Annotated in this window: 1 protein-coding gene; it reads left to right on the top strand. The window is 72.8% G+C overall.

All coding sequences use genetic code 11. From position 1 onward, the window contains the following. Positions 1-57: 57 nt before the first annotated feature. Positions 58-1,091 (top strand): endolytic transglycosylase MltG (gene mltG, locus ACFQ4O_RS17770; protein ID WP_378777738.1); only part of this gene is annotated, 1,034 nt, incomplete at its 3' end.

Genomic DNA, 1,091 nt, shown 5'->3' with positions numbered 1-1,091 from the left:
GAGGCCGGCGGTCCCGACACCCCGCCGCCGCCGCCTCCGCCGCCCGCGCGGCGCCGCGTGCGGCATGGCGCGCTGGTGGGCTATCTCAGCGGCCTGTTCACCTTCTTCACGCTGGTCGCGCTCGCGCTCGGCGGGGCGATCTATTACGGCAAGTCCCTGTTCGACGGCCCCGGTCCGCTGGAGCGCGAGATCACCGTGGTCATCCCCCGCAACCAGGGCGTGGGCGAGATCGCGGAGACGCTCGCCCGCGCCGGCGTGCTGGACCACCCCAAGGCGTTCGAGGCCGGCGTGCGGCTGCACCGCGCGGGCGACGGGCTGCGCTTCGGCGAATACGCCTTCCCGGCCCATGTCTCCATGCGCGAGGCGATGGAGATCCTGATCTCCGGCAAGGCGATCGAGCACGCCATCACCATCCCCGAGGGGCTTACCAGCCAGCAGGTGGTGGAGCGGCTGCGGGAGGCGAGCGTGCTGACCGGCGACGTGCGCGAGATTCCGCCGGAAGGCGCGCTGCTGCCGGAGACCTACAACGTCATGCGCGGCATGCCGCGGGAGCAGGTCATCGCCCGCATGCGGCAGGAGCAGAAGGCGGCGCTGGACAAGATCTGGCGCGACCGCGACCCCTCCGTGCCGGTGAAGACGCCGGACGATCTGGTGACGCTGGCCTCGCTGGTGGAGAAGGAGACCGGGATCGCGGAGGAGCGCGGCCGGGTGGCGGCGGTGTTCGTGAACCGGCTCAACAAGGGCATGCGGCTGCAGTCCGATCCCACCATCGTCTATGGGTTGGTGGGCGGTCGCGGCACGCTCGGGCGCAGCCTGACGCGGTCGGACATCCAGTCGCGCACGGCCTACAACACCTACGTGATCAACGGCCTGCCGGCGGGGCCGATCGCCAATCCGGGCCGCGCGGCGCTGGAGGCGGCGGCCCGGCCGCCGAAGACCGGCGAGCTTTATTTCGTCGCCGACGGCACCGGCGGCCACGCCTTCGGCAAGACGCTGGCGGAGCACAACCGCAACGTCCAGCGCTGGCGGCAGGTGGAGCGCGCCCGGGGCGCGGCGGCCGATCGCGTCGCCCCGGACGAGGCCACGCCCGA

This window comes from Methylopila musalis, from assembly GCF_042679725.1.
Lineage (GTDB): Bacteria > Pseudomonadota > Alphaproteobacteria > Rhizobiales > Methylopilaceae > Methylopila > Methylopila musalis.
Note: the sequence above shows the minus strand (reverse complement) of the source record. Positions and strands in the feature narration are given on the sequence as shown.